This is a genomic window from Vibrio sp. SCSIO 43097, from assembly GCF_023650755.1.
In the GTDB taxonomy this organism is placed as follows: domain Bacteria; phylum Pseudomonadota; class Gammaproteobacteria; order Enterobacterales; family Vibrionaceae; genus Vibrio; species Vibrio alginolyticus.
Map to the genome: position 1 here is coordinate 920,101 of NZ_CP071840.1, position 15,176 is coordinate 935,276.

Annotated in this window: 18 protein-coding genes; 12 read left to right on the top strand and 6 right to left on the bottom strand. The window is 45.1% G+C overall.

Translation table 11 applies throughout. The features are described 5' to 3' along the window. The first annotated feature begins 324 nt into the window (after nucleotides 1-324). Complete coding sequence (dapA, locus tag J4N40_RS04375; RefSeq protein WP_047102853.1) at nucleotides 325-1,203, top strand: 4-hydroxy-tetrahydrodipicolinate synthase; 879 nt, start codon at nucleotides 325-327, stop codon at nucleotides 1,201-1,203. 80 nt (nucleotides 1,204-1,283) lie between these two features. Further along, nucleotides 1,284-2,303, top strand: a complete 1,020-nt coding sequence (bamC, locus tag J4N40_RS04380) for an outer membrane protein assembly factor BamC (protein WP_005380424.1) — start codon at nucleotides 1,284-1,286, stop codon at nucleotides 2,301-2,303. Nucleotides 2,304-2,409: 106 nt separating this feature from the next. Here the strand turns inward: bamC and J4N40_RS04385 are convergent, their stop codons facing one another. Genes J4N40_RS04385 through J4N40_RS04400 form a run of 4 tightly spaced genes read right to left on the bottom strand, consistent with a single transcriptional unit; the run spans nucleotide 2,410 to nucleotide 4,828 of the window. Next, nucleotides 2,410-2,613: a DUF2897 family protein gene (locus tag J4N40_RS04385; protein WP_005380425.1), complete on the bottom strand. Its 204-nt coding sequence runs from the start codon at nucleotides 2,611-2,613 to the stop codon at nucleotides 2,410-2,412. Then, nucleotides 2,610-3,308, bottom strand: coding sequence for a M15 family metallopeptidase (locus tag J4N40_RS04390; RefSeq protein ID WP_239939073.1), 699 nt, complete (start codon nucleotides 3,306-3,308; stop codon nucleotides 2,610-2,612). The genes J4N40_RS04385 and J4N40_RS04390 overlap by 4 nt, the downstream gene beginning before the upstream one ends. A gap of 14 nt (nucleotides 3,309-3,322) precedes the next feature. After that, entirely contained in the window at nucleotides 3,323-4,459 is a 1,137-nt protein-coding gene (gene dapE / locus J4N40_RS04395) for a succinyl-diaminopimelate desuccinylase (RefSeq protein ID WP_017820820.1), read from the bottom strand. Nucleotides 4,460-4,477: 18 nt separating this feature from the next. After that, entirely contained in the window at nucleotides 4,478-4,828 is a 351-nt protein-coding gene (locus tag J4N40_RS04400; protein ID WP_005380431.1) for an ArsC family reductase, read from the bottom strand. A 291-nt stretch (nucleotides 4,829-5,119) separates the two neighbouring features. Between J4N40_RS04400 and J4N40_RS04405 the strand changes: the two genes are divergently transcribed. Continuing rightward, nucleotides 5,120-5,407: a winged helix-turn-helix domain-containing protein gene (locus J4N40_RS04405; RefSeq protein ID WP_005380433.1), complete on the top strand. Its 288-nt coding sequence runs from the start codon at nucleotides 5,120-5,122 to the stop codon at nucleotides 5,405-5,407. A 34-nt stretch (nucleotides 5,408-5,441) separates the two neighbouring features. Here J4N40_RS04405 and J4N40_RS04410 read toward each other — a convergent pair whose 3' ends face one another. Together J4N40_RS04410 and J4N40_RS04415 are read right to left on the bottom strand one after the other, a co-directional pair. Beyond that, on the bottom strand, nucleotides 5,442-5,774 hold the full coding sequence (locus tag J4N40_RS04410; protein ID WP_005380435.1) for a DUF4156 domain-containing protein: 333 nt from the start codon (nucleotides 5,772-5,774) through the stop codon (nucleotides 5,442-5,444). 3 nt (nucleotides 5,775-5,777) lie between these two features. Then, entirely contained in the window at nucleotides 5,778-6,131 is a 354-nt protein-coding gene (locus tag J4N40_RS04415) for a DUF2956 domain-containing protein (protein WP_005380437.1), read from the bottom strand. A 144-nt stretch (nucleotides 6,132-6,275) separates the two neighbouring features. On the opposite strand from J4N40_RS04415, the gene J4N40_RS04420 reads away from it, so the two are divergent. The 9 genes from J4N40_RS04420 to fliS all read left to right on the top strand — a co-directional run bounded on the left by J4N40_RS04420 (nucleotide 6,276) and on the right by fliS (nucleotide 15,107). Next, nucleotides 6,276-6,761, top strand: coding sequence for a DUF2919 domain-containing protein (locus tag J4N40_RS04420; protein ID WP_021707707.1), 486 nt, complete (start codon nucleotides 6,276-6,278; stop codon nucleotides 6,759-6,761). A 46-nt stretch (nucleotides 6,762-6,807) separates the two neighbouring features. Further along, nucleotides 6,808-7,710, top strand: a complete 903-nt coding sequence (locus tag J4N40_RS04425; protein WP_054576281.1) for a Dyp-type peroxidase — start codon at nucleotides 6,808-6,810, stop codon at nucleotides 7,708-7,710. Between the two features lie 166 nt (nucleotides 7,711-7,876). Further along, nucleotides 7,877-9,016 (top strand): flagellin, encoded by a 1,140-nt coding sequence (locus J4N40_RS04430; RefSeq protein ID WP_005380443.1) that lies wholly within the window; start codon nucleotides 7,877-7,879, stop codon nucleotides 9,014-9,016. Nucleotides 9,017-9,279: 263 nt separating this feature from the next. Then, nucleotides 9,280-10,413 (top strand): flagellin, encoded by a 1,134-nt coding sequence (locus tag J4N40_RS04435; RefSeq protein WP_005382039.1) that lies wholly within the window; start codon nucleotides 9,280-9,282, stop codon nucleotides 10,411-10,413. Between the two features lie 288 nt (nucleotides 10,414-10,701). Continuing rightward, nucleotides 10,702-11,832: a flagellin gene (locus J4N40_RS04440; RefSeq protein ID WP_005380449.1), complete on the top strand. Its 1,131-nt coding sequence runs from the start codon at nucleotides 10,702-10,704 to the stop codon at nucleotides 11,830-11,832. Between the two features lie 92 nt (nucleotides 11,833-11,924). Then, nucleotides 11,925-12,359: a flagellar protein FlaG gene (gene flaG, locus J4N40_RS04445; protein WP_005384493.1), complete on the top strand. Its 435-nt coding sequence runs from the start codon at nucleotides 11,925-11,927 to the stop codon at nucleotides 12,357-12,359. A gap of 21 nt (nucleotides 12,360-12,380) precedes the next feature. Beyond that, a complete protein-coding gene (fliD, locus tag J4N40_RS04450) occupies nucleotides 12,381-14,375 on the top strand; it encodes a flagellar filament capping protein FliD (protein WP_250654383.1) in 1,995 nt (664 codons plus the stop codon). A 3-nt stretch (nucleotides 14,376-14,378) separates the two neighbouring features. Continuing rightward, entirely contained in the window at nucleotides 14,379-14,684 is a 306-nt protein-coding gene (locus tag J4N40_RS04455) for a flagellar protein FliT (protein WP_005380456.1), read from the top strand. A gap of 12 nt (nucleotides 14,685-14,696) precedes the next feature. Then, complete coding sequence (gene fliS, locus J4N40_RS04460; RefSeq protein WP_005380457.1) at nucleotides 14,697-15,107, top strand: flagellar export chaperone FliS; 411 nt, start codon at nucleotides 14,697-14,699, stop codon at nucleotides 15,105-15,107. The last annotated feature ends 69 nt before the right edge of the window (nucleotides 15,108-15,176 follow it).

Here is a 15,176-nt window from a genome sequence, read left to right on the forward strand (position 1 = left end):
CAAAACGTTTGCATGATGTGCTTGCCTATTGTCTGGCCGTTTTATTCACTTAGATCTGACTTGGCTAACAAGACCAAAGAGTATATTTTCCTTGCTTGTGCTCTTCAGTATTTTCCAAATCACTGATAGATTCTAAAGTCACTCGAAAGCCCAACACGATTATCAATATTGCCGTTAATCAAACCAAATAGAGCAATTAAGTTGCTAGACCTCTAACAACTGGTAATTATTCATTCATTTGTACTTTGTAAGCGAGTTTACGCTCTTGTGTTTTTCAATCGCATTACAGTACCATGCAGAAAGAGTTAAATGAGGGAGATAAACATGTTTTCAGGAAGTATCGTAGCGCTGATTACGCCATTCAAAGCAGATGGCGAAGTAGACTTTGACGGTCTGCAAAAGCTAGTAGAGTACCACGTTGAAGCGGGTACAGACGGTATTGTGGCAGTAGGCACAACAGGTGAGTCAGCGACACTGACCATTGAAGAGCATGTAAAGGTCGTTAATAAAACTGTTGAGTTTGCCGACGGTCGCATCCCTGTGATTGCTGGCACGGGTGCAAATGCAACCCATGAGGCAGTAACATTTAGCAAATTACTGGCTGATTCTGGTATTGCTGGCTTCCTGAGTGTGACACCGTATTACAACAAACCAACTCAAGAGGGTTTGTTTCTACATTACAAGGCAATTGCCGAAGCGAGTGATGTGCCTCTAATTTTGTACAACGTACCAGGCCGTACTGCTGTTGATATGCAGCCAGAAACAGTGGCACGCTTGTCAAAGCTTGATAATATCGTAGCTCTAAAAGATGCAACGGGCGATTTGGAACGAATTGCAATTCATCGTGAACTTTGTGGCGAAGATTTTATCTTACTAAGTGGCGATGATGCGACAGGGCTGGATTTTGTGAAACTTGGCGGCAATGGTGTTATCTCGGTAACGAACAATATTGCAGCTAAAGACATGGCAGACATGTTCCATTTGGCAAGTGAAGGTAAGTACGAAGAAGCAGAAGCGATTAACCAACGCTTGATGACTCTACACAAAAACCTTTTCATCGAAGCAAGCCCTATCCCAGTAAAATGGGCAGCGCAAAAGCTTGGTTTGATTGAAGAAGGTGGTTTGCGTCTTCCTTTAACTACGCTTTCTGAAAAATCGCAGCCGATCGTCGAGCAGTCGCTAACAGACGCCCATATTTATTAAGATTGAGCTATTAAGATTGAGTTACTAGGATTGAAGTTCATACTGGGGGCCAAAGCGCCCTCGGTGTTTTAGGAGTATAGATGAAGCTTTCAAGCCAGTTAGTGTTAAGTTCATTAGCTGTATTCGTATTGACTGCCTGTTCAGGTGGTGCCAATCAACGTCGTCAAGCAAAAGATGACTTCGAGTATTTGAACTCCCCAAATTTGGGTGAGTGGAATGTCCCACAGGGTGCACAGCCTCAGTTTTACCCTAACTACGAGATCCCTCAGGGTAACTACGCTGGTGGTGTCGGTAAAGATGTCGACATTCGTCCACCTCAACAAGTCCTAGAGCTTATTCCCGGTGCACGTTTGGACCGCAGCAGTGATGGTGAAGTGACACTTTGGCTACTTCGTAAAGATGAACTAGATAAAGTTTGGCAAACGGTGCAAAACATGGTCGCGGCTAACGAGATTCCAGTTGAAAGCCAAACAGACTCTCGCATCGAGACAGGGTGGGTGACTTGGGATTCGCCAGATGAAGAGCTAGAAATTGGCAGCCGATATGAAATCGTACGCGCTGAAGCAAACGGTCGACACGGCTTTAAGGTGAGCCTTATTGACTGGCGTGAAGGCAATCAAGTGAAAGAAGTAACGGCGACCAACCGTGAGCGCTACAATGTGTTCATGACGAACTTGGTCACCGCTCGCTACGATCAAGAAGTGCGTGAAGAAGCACAGCGTAAAGCGCAAGAGTTGGTTAAACAGATCCCAATCACAATGGGTAAAGACCGCAGCGGACTTCCAGTGATTATCGCGCGTGCGCAATACAACATGCTTTGGCAACGTCTGCCTAATATTCTACCTAAGATGGGCTTTAAGATTGAAGAGCGTAGCCAGTCTCAGGGCACAATCACTGCGAAATATGCATCTCCGGATGATGAATTCTGGAACGATATCGGCGTTAAACCAGTGGAGTTAGCCGCTGGTAAGTACACATTCTTACTTGGTGATTTAGGCAACCGTACGTCTATCAATATCACCGACTCCTCTGGCAAGCCAGTAGAAGAAGAGTTTTTGAAATCACTAGCGCCTGTATTGGCTGCAACAGTGAAGCAGTAAACAAAGCGAGCTTAACGCGGCGTGTTTACTTAATGATAGAAAAGGGACCTAGTGGTCCCTTTTTTGATGTTTAGATTAAATGTGTCGAGATGAAGCTGGTGAGTAACTAACGAGGCTCGTTTTTGTTTTTATCTTCTTCAGCGTAGCGCTGTTTATCCAATGTGTTCAGCTTATCTAAATCGTTCTTACGGCTTTTATCCATCTGACCAAACTTCATTTTTGCGGTATATTTGAGTGCGGCAATATTACCAATGACCACGCTCAACACTACAATAATAATGACCCAAGGATTGGTTAGTATTTCTATCATAGAGCCTCCGGCGGCGTGATATTGTGAATAAATTTGGCAACGACGTTATCCAAATTATTCAGTATGACGTCAATCCCTGCAATGTTGTCGGTCTGATTTTGTTTAATCAACTGGCTTCTGAGTACATCAAGCGTCAACTGCTCGAGGCATTGCTGCCCGACAGCGCGGTGACTAATGTGCCAAGGCTCAATCGAAACGCCACCTAAATCGTGCTGATAAGGAAAGAAGAAACCGAACCGACCAAGGTTGGCTTTTAACCATTGGTAGAACGCCTGCTGGTGGCCTTCGAGATACTCCCAAGGTTCCAACTTGAGTTTTGTGTCAGCAGGCAATAAATTGCGCGCATAGACATCAAAATCACAACCCCAATGATGACGACTTCCTCCGGGCAATGCTGACCAGCGCAAAATGGCCATCAATTTCTCTTTGTCATTTAACTCTGCTTTATTCAAAGGGCGGGAGTTGATGTCGAGAATTGGCAACTCACCAGAAAACTTCCCGTTCCAGATGGCTTTTTGGCGATTAAAGTCACGAAAACCACTGGCGATTTCCATTTTGAAACCTGCTTCTGTTGCCGCTTCAATCATCTTTAGCAGATCGTCAGCCACTTCAGGATGGAGTAGAAACGCTTTTTGCCCCACTAGTGTGGATTGAAGATGAGAATCAGTGATTCCGGTGAGTTGCTCTGGTGTCATTGTGTTCTCGCTGATTACTTCGCCAATAGGTGTTTCAACGTGTTTTCGTACATGTCCGTCAACTTTTCAAGATCGTCGACTTTCACACACTCGTTCACTTTATGAATCGTAGCGTTAACAGGACCTAACTCTACGACTTGACCTCCCATTCGAGCAATAAAACGACCATCAGAAGTACCGCCAGTTGTAAGTAGCGCTGGCTTCGTATCATTGACTTCGGCCACAGCAGCTACAACCGCGTCTAGCAGTGCGCCCGTATCGGTCAGGAATGGGTCACCGTTGAATGTCCATTTTAGGTCGTAGTCCAGCTCATGCTTGTCCAATGTTTCGGTAACACGCTGAACAATTGCGTCATTGTTAAGCTCAGTACTAAAACGTAGGTTGAACTGAACATGGAACTCGCCAGGAATAACGTTAGACGCACCAGTGCCAGCCGATACATTCGGGATCTGGAAACTGGTCGGTGGGAAGTAATCATTCCCTTTGTCCCATTCTGTCGTCGCGAGTTCATGAATCGCGAGTAGAGACTCGTGCACTGGATTGCTGGCTAGGTGAGGGTAGGCCACGTGGCCTTGTGTTCCTTTTACCGTTAAATCACCAGTGATGGATCCACGGCGTCCATTTTTCACTACATCGCCAACCACTTCGGTGCTGGATGGTTCACCAACAATACACATATCGATGTTCTCACCACGTTCCATCAACGTTTCTACAACGCGAACGGTACCGTTGATAAATGGCCCTTCTTCATCCGACGTAATTAAGAAGCCAATTGAGCCTTTGTGATCTGGGTTTTCGGCGATAAAGCGTTCAACTGCAACAACCATAGCGGCGAGCGACCCTTTCATGTCAGCTGCGCCGCGGCCATGCAAGTAACCATCAATAATGGTCGGTTCAAACGGATGTGTATTCCAGTGTTCCAATTTGCCAGCTGGTACCACATCGGTGTGGCCAGCAAACGCAAATAGCGGCGCTTCTGAACCACGTCGAGCCCAGAAGTTCGTGGTGTCTTCAAATACCATCACTTCAATTTCAAACCCGAGTGCTTTTAAGCGCTCGATCATCAAATCCTGACAACCTGCGTCTTCCGGCGTTACGGACTGTCTACTGATCAGATCTTTAGCAAGTGCCAATACTGGACTGTCTGTCATCCTTGAGTATTCCTTTATTTAAGAGTTGAAAATGCTAGCGTATTGATCAGCTTTAAAACCGATATGAAGTTGATCATTCACTTTTAAAATTGGGCGTTTAATCATCGCAGGGTTTTCTACCAAAAGAGCGATGGCGTTTTCCTCGTTAAGTGTGTCTTTCTGCTCTTGCGCTAATTGGCGGTAGGTTGTGCCACGTTTATTGAGCACCTGTTCCCAACCTAAAGCGCGACAAAATTCACTTACCATTTCTGCATCAATGCCTTGCTTACGGTAGTCATGGAAGTCGTAAGCAATATCCTCGGCTTCTAACCATTTCTTGGCTTTTTTGATCGTATCGCAGTTGGGAATACCAAACATGGTAATCGACATAGTCTTTCCTTTTTCTTTGTTCTATTTTTCACTGGCGCGGTTAAGACGCACTTAAGTGATTTGGGCTGTTAAAGCATCCTATCAAGAAGCAATCAAACTGACAAAATGCGGTGGAAAATATTTTCAGATAGATTGAGATAACTAGTGTCACATAACTTATTTACGATGAATGCGCTATAAATCGAATAAAAATTCGTCTAAATCAAATGGAAAAGTCGAGTTATTGATCAAACGCAACACCTCGCTGAGCAAAAACGAAATAATGAATCAGCACAATTTTAGGAGGTGTCAATGGAATTGAGTCCTGTTTTTGCAAGGCGGCTATATTTGGCCTTGTTGGTGGAAAACCTAGAAAGGCCGAATGTGCCAAAGTTGATCGAAAAAACGGGGTGGCCTCGTCGTACTATTCAAGATGTACTCAAGGCGTTACCTGGGATCGGCATTGAACTCATATTCGTTCAAGATGGCCGACGTCATAATGACGGCTATTATCAACTTTCAGATTGGGGGCCTTTTGATAGCCAATGGGTTCTAGAGCGGGAGAGAGATATCGCTAGCAGTCTTGGATTTCGTGCATAAGCCAGCAATTGCTGGCTTTTTTCATATTCAGGCCTCATCCATTGCAGCGGTAGGCGGAACCCAGCACGCTAAATGAAGTGATAAAATCTTGTGGGGAGACCATAAAAACGGTGTCCGCATCGATAGCCGCTGCATTGTTTTTTAAATCGTTCATCGCGCCTTGCATCATCGCGTCATTAGTCATGAAAATGTAGTTATACCAATGGCCTTCACTTCCGGTGACTTCGCCTTTGTATTCGCATCGCTCAGGGTCGAATTGCGCGTCAATGCGAATATGAACATCTTGACTTTGAGCATGAGTAAGGTGAGAAGGCATCGTGCAACCCGTTAGAAGCACGACAAAAAGTCCAAGTAACAGGCGTTTCATTAGCTATTTCCCCAATACTATGTAAGCAGCAAAGCCAATCCAGCTCAGAACAAGTAGTGTCCAAGGCAGTTTGCTTGATGAATGGTTTGGCGCATCGTCGGTGATATTGTCTTGTTCGATAATCTCTTCATGCTGACGTTGTTTTTCACGTTGCTGTTTTTTCTTCGCTTTATCGGCTTGGCGGTTGCGCTCTTTTTGTTGTTTCTTATATTGCGCGATGCCTTTTTCGATACCTTGAGCGATAAGCTTGGTTTGCTCTTTGGTTTGCCCCGGTTTCTGCGTGGATTTGGCAATTCTCATCGCTTCGGCTTGAGTTTCTTGAGAAGGCACAGGGGTGGCAGGAGTTCTTTTTTTCATGTTTCTCATCAACGTCGCTGTAAATCTTTGTTTAGTTTACCTGTGTAAGGTGCTGAAATGAACTTCAGTTCTCATCTTTGTTGGCTTGCAACTCTGAAACGATAGGTTAAAGTGACGTTTTTATCACATAAAGAAGAAGATGTTGTGCGCTATTCGTTTGACCAATATGACGCCCATGGATTTTTAAAGGCGCCGATCATTTTATGGGTGGGATGGATGTTTCTTGTGCGTTCATGGGTGGTGTTTGCCATGGCTGGTGTAAGTCGTGATAGTGGCAGTAAGCTACTCGCTATTGTTTACCCAGATTCAAGTACGTTGTATTTAGGTTTGGCGATGGGCATTCCAAGTTTGCTTCTTATGTGGTTAATGGGGCTTCGTCATCCCGACAGAGGATGGGTAAACAGAATTACTCGCTATGGTCGCGAGATCACTTTGATCTTGTGCGGTATTCAACTTGCTCAGACCATGTATCATGTGTACCTAGAACATGGAGTGTTTAATTGGGCAAACGCCCTTACCATTACCTTATTAGCTTGGTTTATGATCTATCTTCTAAATGGAATATGGGTAAAAGACTGTTTTCATGTGCCACAATTGGCGCACGATGAACAGCAGCATTCAAAGAATTAAAAACAATAACTTCCCACTCTGGGGCAAAGTAATAGAGGAAACCTCAATGTCACAAGCTCAAACGGCGATCGTGCCAGAAGCCGGGCCATTTGCACTGTACACTCAACTCAAAGTGAACCAAAACCGTGAAAACGTATTAGAAAAACTGAAAGCACTGCCAAAGTTGGTGGAAGAGTTAAACATTACCCAGCCAGGTGCTGCGCTGACGCTTTCTATCGCATTCACAAAATCGTTTTGGGAACACCTTAATGTAGACGCGCCAGAAGAGCTTATTGATTTTACTCAACTTGGCGAAGGTGACATCGTTGCTCCTGCAACAGACGTAGATGTGCTTATTCACTGTCACTCGACTCGTCACGACTTGCATTTTTACGTGTTGCGTAAGTTCCTAGAAGAGACGGCACAAGATGTCACCATTGTGGACGAAACATATGGGTACCGTTACCTTGATGCTCGTGATATGACAGACTTCATTGATGGCACAGAAAACCCGAAAGGGGAGGCTCGCGCTGATGTGGCTCTAGTAAAAGAGGGCCCATTTGCTGGAGGCAGTTATGTTATGGCTCAGCGCTTTGAACATAACCTTGCCGCTTGGAATCGATTGAATGTCAAAGCGCAAGAAAAAGTGATTGGTCGTACCAAACCAGACTCTATCGAGCTAGAAGATGTTCCTGCTGCGTCGCACGTTGGTCGGGTTGATATCAAAGAAGAAGGTAAAGGTTTGAAGATTGTTCGCCACAGCTTACCATACGGGACGGTGACCGGAGCTCACGGTCTGTTGTTCATCTCTTACTGCAATACACTTCATAACATTAAAGTGATGCTAGAAAGTATGTACGGCGTAACAGATGGTAAAACAGACCAAATGCTTCGTTTCACAACAGCGGTAACAGGTGCGTACTTTTTCGCTCCTTCGCAAGAAATGCTCGCAGAGCTAGCCATCAAGTAAGCCCTCCAATTTATTTCTTAAGCCCTCCAATTTATTTCTTAAGCCCTCCAATTAGAGGGCTTTTGTTTTCTATTTCTATTCCAATCTCTTTTCAAAAAACACTAAACTTTTCTGTTACTTGGTCGATAAGTATCCAAAGCCTTAATTTATTTGGAGTCTGTGTCTCGTGGCGATCACCGTTAATACCAATGTGGCAGCACTCGTCGCACAGCGTCATTTGACCAGTGCAACTGACATGCTGAACCAATCCATGGAGCGTTTGTCTTCAGGGAAGCGTATTAATAGCGCAAAGGATGACGCTGCGGGTCTGCAAATTTCCAACCGCTTGCAATCACAAATGCGTGGTTTAGATGTTGCGGTTCGCAACGCGAATGACGGCATTTCCATCATGCAAACTGCGGAAGGCGCGATGAATGAGGTGACCAATATCATGCAACGTATGCGTGATTTGTCGCTACAGTCAGCCAATGGTTCAAACAGCAAAGCGGAGCGCACTGCACTGCAAGAAGAAGTCTCTGCTTTAAATGATGAGTTAAGTCGTATTGCAGAAACCACATCTTTTGGTGGACGTAAATTGCTGAACGGCACATTCGGTACATCGTCTTTTCAAATCGGTGCAACGGCTGGTGAAGCGGTACAAATTGGCCTGCGGACCATGCAGCCGGAATCTTTAGGTAGCTTTTCAATGAGCTCATATCAAAGAGTCAGTTCAGATTGGACGGTTCAAAACGGAAATAATGAAATTGTTATCAGCTACCGTGATAACAATTTTGAAGAGCAGGAGATCCGTATTGAAGCTAAAGCTGGCGACGATATAGAAGAACTCGCGACTTACATTAACGGGCAGACCGATAAAGTGAAAGCGTCTGTTAATGAAGAGGGGCAACTGCAGTTACTCATGTCCCACAAGGACGCCATAAAATACCCTGGACCAACCTTCAGTGGTGGCCTGGCTGATGAGTTAGAACTTGGCAAGTATGTCACCGTAAATAGAACGGTAGATAGTATTGATATTAGCACGGTCGGTGGCGCTCAGATGGCGGTCGGCATTTTAGATGATGCTTTGAAAACGGTAGATGGCAGTCGTGCGGAGTTAGGAGCGTATCAAAACCGCTTTAATCACGCGATCAATAATCTCGATAACATCCACGAAAACTTAGCCGCTTCCAACAGTCGTATCCAAGACACTGACTATGCCAAAGAAACTACGCAAATGGTGAAGCAACAGATTTTACAACAGGTCAGTACTTCTATTCTGGCGCAAGCAAAACAAGCGCCAAACCTAGCATTGACCTTGCTTGGCTGATGAACGGCCTTGCCCGAATTTAACGCAAAACCTGCCTGTATCGACAATTCGAAAAGAAGCTTTAGCGAAAAATGAAAGTTTTTTTGCTTTTTTATCCGCTTTGTCACGATTACCCCTCCAAACGAATTATTTTCAAAAAAATCTAAAATTTTCTCTAAAGAAAACAGGGTATGCGCCGTTAATAAAAGTAACTTTGAGAGAACTACTTGGTTTTCCGAGACGTCGGAAACCGCTACACCGGAAAATCAATTGGAGAAATCACCATGGCAGTGAATGTAAACACTAACGTATCAGCGATGACCGCTCAGCGTTACCTAAACAACGCAAACTCAGCTCAACAAACTTCTATGGAGCGTTTGTCTTCAGGTTTTAAAATCAACAGCGCAAAAGATGACGCTGCGGGTCTACAAATCTCGAACCGTTTGAACGTACAAAGCCGTGGTTTGGATGTAGCAGTTCGCAACGCGAACGACGGTATCTCGATTGCACAAACTGCTGAAGGTGCAATGAATGAGACCACTAATATTCTTCAACGTATGCGTGACTTGTCTCTGCAATCAGCAAACGGCTCAAACTCGAAAGCAGAACGTGTTGCGATTCAAGAAGAAGTGACCGCGCTAAACGACGAACTAAACCGTATCGCAGAAACCACTTCTTTCGGTGGTAACAAGCTACTAAACGGCACACACGGTGCGAAATCGTTCCAAATCGGTGCGGATAACGGTGAAGCAGTGATGCTTGAGCTAAAAGACATGCGTTCAGACAACAAAATGATGGGCGGTGTGAGCTACCAAGCTGAAAGTGGTAAAGGTAAAGACTGGAACGTTGCCCAAGGTAAGAACGACCTAAAAATCAACCTAACGGACAGCTACGGCCAAGAGCAAGAAATCAACATCAGCGCAAAAGCGGGTGACGATATCGAAGAGCTTGCGACTTACATTAACGGTCAAACTGACCTAGTGAAAGCCTCAGTAGACCAAGACGGTAAACTGCAAATCTTTGCTGGCAACAACAAAGTCGAAGGCGAAGTCGAGTTTTCAGGCGGCCTATCTGGTGAGCTAGGTTTGGGCGAAGGTAAAAAAGTGACGGTAGATACTATCGACGTAACCTCAGTCGGTGGCGCACAAGAATCTGTTGCTATCATCGATGCGGCACTGAAATACGTAGACAGCCACCGCGCAGAGCTGGGTGCTTTCCAGAACCGTTTCAACCATGCAATCAGCAACTTGGACAACATTAACGAGAACGTGAATGCGTCGAAGAGCCGTATCAAAGATACAGATTTCGCGAAAGAAACGACGGCAATGACCAAGTCACAAATTCTATCGCAAGCGTCAAGCTCAATCCTTGCGCAAGCGAAACAAGCGCCAAACTCAGCGCTAAGTCTGCTAGGTTAATTTCAAACCTAAGACGAGAACCTCATTGGCTCGTGGTGAGAGATGAGCGAGTAAACCCAGCTTCGGCTGGGTTTTTTTCTGTCTTTTGGGGCCCCAGGATTTCTGCGAATCACGACATTAGAGCTTCATCACATTTCAGTAAGCCAAAGAAAATAATCGCAAAAAATTGAAAATTTCTTCTAAAGGATATTCATCGGTCGCCGTTAAAGGGACTGAGAGAAATGAGATGTACCTAAGTGAGGTGAGAGACACGACGGTACATTCACTAAAGCCTTAAGGAGATCAATTATGGCGATTAACGTTAATACTAACGTTTCTGCGATGACTGCACAGCGTTACCTAAACCAGGCAGCTGACGGTCAACAAAAATCAATGGAGCGTTTGTCTTCGGGTTATAAAATCAATAGCGCGAAAGACGATGCTGCAGGTCTACAGATTTCAAACCGCTTGAATGCACAAAGCCGTGGCCTAGACATGGCAGTGAAAAACGCAAACGACGGTATTTCTATTGCACAGGTTGCTGAAGGTGCAATGAATGAATCTACCAACATCCTACAACGTATGCGTGATCTTTCGCTTCAATCGGCGAACGGCTCTAACTCAAAAGCAGAACGTGTAGCGATCCAAGAAGAAGTAACAGCGCTAAACGACGAGCTAAACCGTATTGCTGAAACTACCTCTTTCGGTGGTAACAAGCTTCTAAACGGTACTTACGGTACTCAATCTTTCCAAATCGGTGCGGACTCAGGTGAAGCAGTGATGCTTTCTATGGGTAACCTACGCTCAGACACTTCAGCAATGGGTGGTAAGAGCTACGCAGCAGAAGAGGGTAAGGACGCATCTTGGACTGTTGGTGAGAAAACAGAGTTCAAAATGAGCTACACCAACAAGCAGGGTGAAGAGAAAGAGCTATCAATCAGCGCTAAGCAAGGCGATGATATTGAGCAGCTAGCGACATACATCAACGGTCAAAACGATGATGTAAAAGCCTCTGTTGGCGAAGATGGCAAACTACAAGTATTTGCTTCTTCTCAAAAAGTTGAAGGTGATGTTGAGTTTTCTGGCAACCTAGCAGACGAGATCGGCTTTGGTGGCCCGAAAGACGTAACAGTGAAAGACATCGACGTAACCACAGTAGCTGGCTCTCAAGAAGCAGTAGCGGTTATCGACGGTGCTCTTAAGTCCGTAGACAGCCAACGAGCTTCACTCGGTGCTTTCCAAAACCGCTTCAACCACGCAATCAGCAACCTAGACAACATTAACGAGAACGTTAACGCGTCTAAAAGCCGTATTAAAGATACTGATTACGCGAAGGAAACCACTGCGATGACTAAGTCGCAAATTCTTCAGCAAGCAAGTACTTCAATCCTGGCTCAAGCGAAGCAGTCTCCATCTGCAGCGCTAAGCTTGTTGGGCTAAGTGGTAAACCCAGCCTGAGGTCAACACCTTAGTGCTGGGGCACCAAAGCGATAGATTCTATCGTTAGCCCATAAGGTGGAAGGGAGATTGTAATGGATATATCCTCCTACGCATCGAACATCCAGCCTTACGGCACGCCAAATGGCACAAAGTTTGCAAATAAAAATGGCAATGATATAGGCACGTCTAGCCCAGCAAATTCAAATGGTGAGATTTCGCCGCAAAAAGCGAAAAACACCGAATACGATTTCTCTGTTCAAGCTGCGATCGAGATGGCTGAAAGCCGTCAAGAACTGAACAAAGAAGAACGTGAAAAATTGGTCGCACAAATGAATGAATTTGTCACGTCCATAAACAAAGGAGTCGCATTTCGAGTGGATGAAGAATCCGGACGAGATGTGGTGACGATTTATGAAGCCAATACCGGTGACGTGATTCGTCAAATTCCTGATGAAGAAATGCTAGTGGTATTGCGTCGCCTAGCTGAGCACACAGCCAACAGCGGGTTGTTGACTGAAAAAGTGTAAGTCGTTTTTAGAGGTGATTTGATGAGTTTAGGCCCTTTGGGGATGTCTGGCGGCATGGATATTAATTCCATGGTCAGCAAAATTGTGGATGCCGAACGCGTACCAAAGCAGCAACGCATCGACAACGAACGCACGACAATTAATGCCAGTATCAGTGCTTACGGACGACTCAGAGAATCACTGGATACGATGAAAAATCTCATGGCGAACTTTCGCCAGGAGAAAGCATTTGCCGTTCGCACTGTCGAAACGACCGATGACAATATCGTATCTGCCACGGCAACCACAGATGCTATCGCTGGCAAATATGCTATCGATGTGTTGCAGCTTGCTCAGAGCCATAAAGTCGCTTCTGACGTATTGCCAGAAGACGCAAAATTTGGCCCTGGTAAGCTGCAGATTTCGCTTGGTGATGAGCGTTTTAATATCGATGTTCGTTCCCGATCTAAGCTCATCGATGTCGTACGTGGCATCAATGGCGCTAAAGATAACCCTGGCGTTCGTGCATCTCTTATTAACGACGTCGAAGGTCCACGCCTTATCCTTGCTTCTAACCTCTCTGGTAAGGATCATCAAATCAGAGTCAGTGTGGAGGCAGAAAAAGGCAACCCTCTTAAATATTTCGAATACCAAACACTTGAAGACCGCGTCAACGCGCTTGAAGAAGCTCGTTCAGCGGCGGAAGATGTCTTAGGTCCTCTTAAATTTCCGGAACAACCAGCAGAAGAGCTGGATGTAAACGGCAATCCTCTACCTCCAGAAGAGCAAAAAGCGGCAGACGATGTACAAGATGATGCATCGCAGGCGCCAATCTCTGCGGCGGGTGCAGAAGCAGCCAAAGCTGGTCAAGAAGCCATTGATGAAGCCAACCGACGCGCGAGCTTACGCCCTGAAGACAGAATTCCAGGGTGGACAGAAACTGCGTCAGGTACTTTGTTGGACTCTTATGAAGAACCAGAGCTCGAACTCGACGAAAAGGCAATAGAGAAGGCACCAGATGTACCAGGCTGGAATAATGCCGCATCGGGCACCCTAACCGATTCTTACGTTACGACGAAAGAGGCTAAGCAGCTTCTTGAGCAAGAAAAAGCGGAAATCGAGCAAAAAATTGCGAGTGAAAAGAAAGCGTTAGACGAAAAAGTGGCACGTGGTGAACTTTCCGAAGCGCAAGCTAAGCAAATTCATCGCGCTAAACTTGATCCTCAAGAACGTGAGCGTCTGGAAAAAATTGATGAAGCAGAAGCGAAAATCGCAAAGGCACAATCTGCTTTTGAACAATACCTTGGAATGACAGAAGTACAAGCAGGGCAAGATTCAGAAGTTCTGCTTGATGGCGTGGCAAAGCTATCTAGCCACAACAATGTGATTGAAGATGCGATCGAAGGTGTTGATTTAACACTAAAAGGCAAATCAGAACCGAATAAACCGCCTGCTGAAATTGGTGTCGAGTACGACCGTCAAAGTGTACGCAACGATATCGAAAACTTTGTGGCAGCGTATAACTCGTTTTATCAAACCTCCCAAGCGTTGGCGAGTGTGGATCCGGTAACTGGTCAAAAAGGGCCGTTGTCAGGTGACAGCACCGTACGCAGTGCAGATTCACGATTAAAATCGGTCTTTTCTACTCGAATCGATAAAGCACCTGAAAACCTAAAGTCCTTAACAGAATTTGGCATTACGACCACACGTCAAGGCACCCTAGAAATCAACTATGACATGCTAGACCGCCAGTTGAACAATAACTTCAACGAGTTAGAAAAGTTCTTCGGTGGCAACACAGGTTTTGCTAAACGAGTAGAAGATGCGATTCACGGTATCACAGGTATTACAGGCAGTATTCGTACTCGAGAAAAAAGTCTCACAGAACAAAACTACCGTTTGAGTGACGATCAAGCGGCATTAGATCGCCGCATGGAAAGCCTAGAGAAGCGTACTCATGCGAAGTTTACCGCGATGCAAGATGCGACCGGTAAAATGCAGGGCCAGTTAGGCGCTTTGATGAGTGCGTTGGGTTAATAAATGCAAAAAGAACTCATGGAAATTAGTGATATAGATCAACTAATTACGCAAGAATTAGAAAAAATTGATTTTAATGCTGAAGAAATTCTTCGCTTGGTCGATATCAGGGAACGGTTATTGCAAAACCTGTTACCAATTATTCATCAAAATCCTTTGGTTAAGCAGGATGCAGAGTGGCAAGCATTGCTAACTCGTACCAAAAGAATTGTCGAGCTGATGCAATCGGAAACGTCAAAGGTCGGAAAAGAGCTCCATAAGTTTCGTTATGGCCAGCGTTCACTTCAGCAGTACAAAAAATTTATTTAAAAGAGGATTACTATGCGCGGTTCTTTGCAAGCATACAAAAAGGTATCAGTCGACAGCCAGCTTAGCGCGGCTTCTCCGCACAAAGTCATTCAAATGCTTATGGCTGGTGCGATTGAGCGCCTTATTCAAGGTAAAGCAGCCATGCAAGCAGGCAATATTCCAGCAAAAGGTGAGCGCTTGGGTAAAGCGTTAGACATCATTATCGCGCTACGCAGCTGTCTATCTATGGATGACGGTGGTGATATTGCTTCAAACTTAGATTCACTGTATGAGTTTATGATCACGCAAATTTCTGCTGCTAACCATCAAAATGAGCCTCAGCTGATCGACGACGTTATCGACATTATCCGTGAGATCAAGTCCGCTTGGGACCAAATCCCAACAGAGTTTCATAATCTTACCGCTGCTGAAGTTGGTATTTAATAGTCAAAACAATGCGTTAAGATACTAGACGAATATATTTGTCAATTGCGCAACGAGTTGTGTAGCAAA